Source organism: Propionivibrio sp. (genome assembly GCF_049316945.1).
Lineage (GTDB): Bacteria > Pseudomonadota > Gammaproteobacteria > Burkholderiales > Rhodocyclaceae > Propionivibrio.
Genome location: NZ_JBMOJE010000022.1, coordinates 45,106 through 51,855 on the forward strand (window position 1 = coordinate 45,106; position 6,750 = coordinate 51,855).

General features: G+C 57.7%; 6 protein-coding genes. All 6 read left to right on the forward strand.

Annotated features, from left to right (window positions below; all coding sequences use genetic code 11):
• The first annotated feature begins 143 nt into the window (after positions 1 to 143).
• Positions 144 to 941, forward strand: coding sequence for a phosphonate ABC transporter, permease protein PhnE (phnE, locus tag ACOYNV_RS07410; RefSeq protein ID WP_422899113.1), 798 nt, complete (start codon positions 144 to 146; stop codon positions 939 to 941).
• 46 nt (positions 942 to 987) lie between these two features.
• Positions 988 to 2,253, forward strand: a complete 1,266-nt coding sequence (phnA, locus tag ACOYNV_RS07415; protein ID WP_422899114.1) for a phosphonoacetate hydrolase — start codon at positions 988 to 990, stop codon at positions 2,251 to 2,253.
• On the forward strand, positions 2,250 to 3,350 hold the full coding sequence (locus ACOYNV_RS07420; RefSeq protein ID WP_422899115.1) for a zinc-binding dehydrogenase: 1,101 nt from the start codon (positions 2,250 to 2,252) through the stop codon (positions 3,348 to 3,350). Before phnA ends, ACOYNV_RS07420 begins: the two co-directional genes overlap by 4 nt.
• A 17-nt stretch (positions 3,351 to 3,367) precedes the next feature.
• Positions 3,368 to 4,480 carry a 2-aminoethylphosphonate--pyruvate transaminase gene (locus ACOYNV_RS07425; protein WP_422899116.1) on the forward strand — a complete coding sequence of 371 codons (1,113 nt, stop codon included), beginning with the start codon at positions 3,368 to 3,370 and terminating at the stop codon, positions 4,478 to 4,480.
• A 683-nt stretch (positions 4,481 to 5,163) separates the two neighbouring features.
• Entirely contained in the window at positions 5,164 to 6,279 is a 1,116-nt protein-coding gene (locus tag ACOYNV_RS07430) for a Fic family protein (RefSeq protein ID WP_422899117.1), read from the forward strand.
• A gap of 348 nt (positions 6,280 to 6,627) precedes the next feature.
• Positions 6,628 to 6,750, forward strand: a 123-nt coding sequence (locus tag ACOYNV_RS07435; RefSeq protein WP_422899122.1) for a FitA-like ribbon-helix-helix domain-containing protein, incomplete at its 3' end; no start/stop codon positions are given.

The following is a 6,750-nucleotide window of genomic DNA, read 5'->3' on the forward strand; positions in this document are numbered from 1 at the left end:
GCAAAGCCAGGTTTAACGGGGGGGTGGCCCTCACCCCAACCCTCTCCCACAGGGAGAGGGGGTTTGCACCCTTCTCCCTGCGGGAGAAGGGCCGGGGATGAGGGCTTGCGACATTGGCATTACATCCAACCGAGGTTTTAAGGATGAACATCAAACCAAGCATCCGCGATGTGCCATTGGTTCCACCCCCGACCAGTCTGACAACGAATCTGGCGTGGGGAGGACTTTTCATTCTCCTGATCTGGTCGTGGGAAGGCGCCGACATGCGGCCGCTGGATTTGATCAGGGATTCAACCAACATGGCCGTGTTCGCCCGGGACTTTTTCCCGCCGAATTTTCACGACTGGCGCATGTATCTCATGGAAATGGCGATCACCATACACATTGCCATCTGGGGTACGGTGCTGGCGGTGATTTGCGCCATTCCCTGCGGCTTGCTGTCGGCGGAGAACCTCGTCCCCAAGTGGGTCTATCAGCCGATGCGCCGTGCGATGGACGCTTGCCGCGCCATCAACGAAATGGTCTTCGCCATGCTGTTCATCGTTGCCGTGGGTCTTGGTCCCTTTGCCGGGGTCATGGCGCTCTGGGTCCATACCACCGGTGTGCTCGCCAAGTTGTTTGCCGAAGCGGTCGAGGCGATGGATCCCCGTCCCGTGGAAGGCGTGCGCGCCACAGGCGCCAATGCGCTTGAGGAAATTCTTTACGGCGTTATCCCGCAGGTTTTGCCGCTGTGGATTTCATACGCGCTCTACCGCTTCGAGTCGAACGTCCGTTCGGCCTCGGTGGTCGGCATGGTGGGCGCCGGAGGCATCGGCGTGATTCTGCATGAAGCCATACGCGGTTTCGACTATGCAGAAACGGCGGCAGTGCTGATTTTCATCATCATCTCCGTCACGCTGATCGACCTGATTTCCGCCCGTATCCGCCAATGGGCCATTTAGTCCATATCAACAAGAACATCGCAAGCTTCAATTCGGAGAACATTCAATGAGCAGTCAAAGCATTCTATTAAATGGCGTTACCTACCGTTGGCCTTCGCGCCCTGTCGTCGTCGTCTGCATCGATGGTGGCGATCCTGCTTATATCGAGCAGTGCATCCGCGACGGGATCATTCCTAACATCGCCCGTTTCATGCGCGAGGGCTTCAGCGCGATTTCGGATGGTACGGTACCGAGCTTTACCTGCCCCAACAACATGTCGCTGATTACCGGCGCGCCGCCTGCGGTGCATGGCATCTCGGGCAATTACTATCTTGATGTCGCCACCCGCGAGGCCGTCGTGATGACGGATCCGGCGTTGTTGCGTAGCCGCACCATCCTGGCCGAGTTCGCCGATGTCGGCGCAAAAGTCGTCTCGATCACGGCCAAGGACAAGCTGCGCAAGCAATTGGGCAAGGATCTCGATCTGACCCGGGGGAATATCAGTTTTTCGTCCGAGAAAGCCGATCAGTGCAGCTTGCAGGAAAACGGCATCGAAAACGTTCTCGACCTGGTAGGCATGCCGCTGCCGGACATGTATTCGATGGACTTGTCGCTGTTCGTACTCGAAGCCGGCGTGCGTCTGCTCGAGCGTGACCGCCCGGACCTGATGTTTCTATCGCTGACCGACTACATCCAGCATAAACATGCGCCGGGCGATCCGGTGGCCAACGAGTTCTATCGCCGCATCGATGAGAAGTTTGGACGCCTCGCCGAGTTGGGTGCGATCGTAGCGCTGACGGCGGATCATGGGATGAACGACAAGTCGACGCCGGCAGGCAAACCCAACGTGATTTATCTGCAGGATATCCTTGATCAGGAGTTCGGGATGGGCGATACACGCGTGATCTGCCCCATAACGGATGCTTTCGTGAAACACCATGGGGCACTGGGCGGTTTCGTGCGCGTCTGGTGTCTTGGCGGCAAGGCAACGCCGGAAGCAATCATCGATCTGCTCAAGGACATGCCCGGTATCGCAGCTGCACTCGACAAGGCAACGGTCTGTCGACAATTCGATCTACCGCCTGATCGCGAAGGCGATGTTGCGGTCATTGGCGACATAAATGTCGTCATCGGAGCCTCCGAGGCCGAACACGATCTGTCGAGTCTGGGCGACGCCCGGTTACGCAGCCATGGCGCCGTGACCGAAGCACAGGTGCCCTTCATCCTGAATCATCCTCTGAGCGAGAGCTATCGGCAGCGTGCCGCCAGCGGAACACTCAAGAGCCATCAGATTTTCGACTATGCAATCAACGGCGTTGAAGTGCGTCCATGAACATTACCCCAAGCGGCAGAATTGCCGTCTATGATCAGGCCAACGCACCCTTTCAGATTCGTGAATACCCCTTGCACCCGCCGAAGCCAGGAGAAGTGCTGGTGCGCATTTGCATGTCCACGATCTGTCGCTCCGACATCCATTCCTATCAGGGACATCGCCCCAACCCCTGTCCCGGTGTGCTCGGTCACGAGATTATCGGCGTCATCGAGGCGCTCGGTGACGGTGTGGACAAGGACATGCGCGGCGACTCGCTGAGTCCCGGCGACCGCATTACCTGGAGCGAATATTTCATCCCGGGTCGCAACTACTTCAGCGAGATATTGGATCTGCCACAGAAATCGCCCGGTGTGGATAAATATGGGCACATGGCGGCGGCAACCTTGCCACATCACCACGGCGGTTTCGGGGAGTATTGCTACATCCTGCCGAATTCGTGGATTTTGCGTTTGCCCGACGAACTAAGCGATGAGGAGGCGACACCCATCAATTGCGGCGTAGCGACGATGATCGCCGCCACCGAAGCCGCCAACATCCGGATGGGGCAAACGGTGGTGATCCAGGGGCTGGGTCTGCTCGGATTGTATGGTGCAGCAATCGCCAAAGCGCGTGGTGCCCGTGCCGTGATTGGACTTGATACCGTTCCTGAACGGCGAGAGCGGGCCTCGCAGTTCGGGGTGTATCTCGCCCTCGACCCGGCAACCACCGACAAGGCCAATCTGTTGCGCCAGATACGGGAAGTTTGTCGTCCCGAAGGCGCAGATGTCGTGATCGAGGTCTGTGGCGTGCCGGAGGTCATTCCCCTGGGCATCGAGATGCTTCGCGTCGGTGGCACGTATGTTCTCGCTGGCGTGGTCAATCCGGATGCACTGGTGACAATCGACGCCAATCTGTTGCTCCGCAAGCTACTCACGCTGCGTGGTGTGCATAACTACCACCCGCGCAATCTGATTGAAGCCCTCGATTTCGTGGTGGCCAACCGTCGGCGCTTTCCATTTCATGATCTGGTCGATGGCAAGTATCCGCTCGATCGGGTGAATGAAGCCATGGCCGATGCCGCCGCCCGGCGCGTGTTACGTGCCGCCATTGTTCCCTGATCCTGATGGAGATGAAAATGAATGAGCCAGTTCTATTGACTCCGGGGCCGTTGACCACATCCGCCGCCACCAAGGAAGCCATGCTCTGCGACTGGGGGTCCTGGGACAGTGCCTTCAATGAAATGACGGCATCGGTTTGCAAGGAACTGACAGCCATTGTCGGAGGTGAAGACAGCCACGTCTGCATTCCCCTTCAGGGGAGCGGCACCTTTGCCGTCGAGGCCGCCCTGGGAACGCTGGTACCGAAGCAAAGCAAGGTTCTGGTACCCAATAACGGCGCTTACTGCCAGCGCATCGTGCGCATACTTGGTTACCTTGGCCGTGAAGCCGTCGTGCTGGAGCATCGCGAGGACGAACCAGCCGACCCTGCGCGTATCGATGCCGCCCTGGCCGCCGACCCGGCAATCAGCCATGTCGCCCAGGTCCATTGTGAAACAGGCACCGGCATCCTCAATCCGCTAGCGGAAATCGCCGCCGTGGTCGCGGCGCGGGGCCGCAAGCTGATTATCGACGCCATGAGTTCCTATGGCGCGATTCCCATCAATGTTCGCGAAATTCCCTTTGACGCCCTGGTGGCGGCATCCGGCAAGTGCCTGGAAGGGGTGCCGGGGATGGGCTTTGTCATTGCCCGAAGCGAAGCGCTGGAACACGCCGGAAATAATAGCCATTCCCTGGTCCTCGATCTTTGCGATCAATGGCGTTATATGCAGAAAACAGGCCAATGGCGCTTCACCCCGCCAACCCATGTTGTCGCGGCGTTGCGCAAGGCGCTGGATCAGTATTGGCAGGAAGGCGGTCAGCCGGCTCGCCATAAACGCTACTCCGAAAACTGTGCAGCACTTATCAACGGAATGCGCGCTCTGGGGCTTCGCACTTTTATCGACGATGCCGACCAGGCACCCATCATTGTCACCTTCCATGCCCCCGCAGATGAAGCCTACGATTTCGTCGAGTTTTACCGGCGGGTACGCGATAAGGGCTTCATCCTGTATCCAGGAAAGCTGACCGCTGTCGATACTTTCCGCGTCGGATGCATTGGCGCCATCGACGGGGAGGTCATGGACAGGGCGGTGACCGCGGTCAGCGCGGCACTGAATGAAATGGGCGTAATTCATCAGAATCATGCATGACCAGGCCGGCAGCGAATCTCTGGTGCGACTTTTATCCAAAAACCTCAGTTGGATGTGATGCCAATGTCGCAAGCCCTCATCCCCGGCCCGCAGGGTGAAGGGTGTAAACTCCCTCTCCCTGCGGGAGAGGGTTGGGGTGAGGGCTAAACACCCGTCAAACCTGGCTTTGCGGTCAATTAGCCCCTGTTAACTGAGGTTTTTAGGTTTAATCGTCAGCGCGCGTAAGGTCAAAACGCTGCTGGCTCCCGATCCAACCCTCCATGCATCGGTTTCCGGAGGTGGAGTCGAGGAATCGTGGAATCGTGGAATCGGGCCAGGGAATCGATGGTGCCAGACTCCATCGAACTCTCTTTTCGCTTAACCGGTTAACGCCAGGATCATTTAACCTATAAAAAGCAGTTGACCACAGCGAACACGGCGAACACAACGGAAAAACAATGACTTGCAATGTTTTCATGACTCACCCTTTGGGTTAGCCATGAAATCCTGAAAAACTGAGGCTTTTCGCTGTGCCCGCCGTGTCGCCGTGGTTTGAACTGAGGTTTTTAGGTTTAATTCTAACTCTATCGATTTCATGTCGATTTCCGAAAAACGATCAATCTGCGGAGAATAGACTTCTTATTCTCCGCAACATATGCGGCCAATATCTTGCCTTTGCGGAGAATAAGCACCACAATCTCCGCATGAAAAACAGAGAACCCATCTATATTTGGCAATACGGCGACTGGCCAAAATGGCACTATGACCTGACCACGCTGACCAACCCGCTGGCACGCGTCAGCCGCGCTCAGGGACAGTTGATAGGCAGGCTCACCGACGTCGGCATGGACTTGCGCAATCAGGCTAGCCTCGTTGCGCTGACTGCAGATGTGCTCAAGACCAGCGAAATCGAGGGGGAACTACTCGATGCAGAGACCGTGCGTTCCTCCATTGCCCGCCGCTTGGGGGTGGACATCGGCGCACTCGCGCCGAAGGATCGTCATGTCGAAGGCGTGGTCGAGATGGTGCTCGATGCCACCACGAACTGCGCGACGGCATTGACTCAGGATCGTCTGTTCTCATGGCATACCGCGCTTTTCCCTACCGGCTACAGCGGGCTGACCCGGATTCAGGCCGGAGCATATCGGAATGACAGCAATGGCCCGATGCAGGTCGTCTCCGGTCCTATCGGTCGGCAAAAGATTCATTTCGAGGCGCCACCAGCAGGCAGTCTGTCCAGCGAGATGGCCTGCTTTTTCGACTGGTTGAATGGCGACACCAAGGATCACGCCATCCTGAAAGCCGGTCTGGCCCACCTGTGGCTGGTCACCCTGCATCCCTTCGACGATGGCAACGGCCGCATCGCGCGCGCCATCGGTGACCTGTTGCTGGCACGTGCAGACGGCAGTCCACAACGCTTCTATAGCCTCTCGGCACAGATCCAGCACGAACGACGGGATTACTACGACATCCTGGAACGTACGCAAAAAGGCGACCTCGACGTTACCGCCTGGCTGCTCTGGTTCCTTGACAACCTTGGGCGCGCCATCGACAGCGCGCAGGTCACTCTGGATGCCGTGCTCGGCAAAACGCGCTTCTGGCAGCGCTGGGCCACAACACCGATCAACGAGCGTCAAGTGAAACTGCTAAACCGCCTGCTCGACGGATTTGAAGGAAAACTCACCAGCAGCAAATGGGCCGCCATCGCCAAATGCTCGCCGGACACGGCGTTGCGCGACATCTACGAACTGGTCGCGCTTGGCGTTCTGTGCAAATCGGAGTCCGGGGGGCGGAGCACTTCCTATGATCTCAAGGTTTGATGGTGCTGGGCAGGTTGATTTTTGTACACCAGAGAGGGAGTGAAAAGAATGCGCACCTGACCCTCTATGGTCGCGCAGCGCGGTGGCTCAGTAATAGGTAGCCTGCGAGCCAATGGATACGGGCACCTTGAAATGGCATGCGCCAGGAACCAACAGCCATAAGGCCTCCACGGCAGGCTACCTGTAGATAGCCTATTGGTGCGGGCTGCAGAGCAGCAGCTTGAAATCCGTGATCTGCCGCGGCTTGCCTGCCGATTTCGGCTCTGAAAACCGTGCCCCTGTTTCTTTTGTCTTCAAACATATACTATGAAGGCATCGAATGCATTTTTATGAGGTGATGCTATGGCAATGCTAACCGTGCGCAATCTGCCCGACGAGGTGCACCGCGCATTGCGGGTGCGAGCCGCTCAACATGGGCACAGTACCGAAGCCGAAGTCCGCGAGATTCTGGCCGTCGCGGTCAAGCCAGAG